Below are 201 nucleotides of genomic sequence, written 5' to 3' on the forward strand. Positions count from 1 at the left end.
CCCGGCGGCGGCAAGTCCTACGAGATCACCAAGGTCGAGTGGGTCTGACCCCCGCTCGATGGCGGCCCCGCGTCCCCTGAGGATATGGGCCGTCTCGGACGGCCGCGCCGGCATCGAAGCCCAGGCCCTTGGTCTGGCCGAGGCCGTCGCGCGCCTGAAGCCGGCGCACATCGCGGTGAAGCGGATCGGCTGGCGCGCGGG

Annotated in this window: 1 pseudogene; it reads left to right on the forward strand. The window is 73.6% G+C overall.

Annotated elements, in window-relative coordinates:
• Positions 1-58: 58 nt before the first annotated feature.
• Positions 59-201 (forward strand): annotated as a pseudogene (locus AX721_RS27260) (nucleoside-diphosphate sugar epimerase); the annotation flags it as partial.

Source organism: Phenylobacterium sp. CCH9-H3 (assembly GCF_001557235.1).
Lineage (GTDB): Bacteria > Pseudomonadota > Alphaproteobacteria > Caulobacterales > Caulobacteraceae > Phenylobacterium.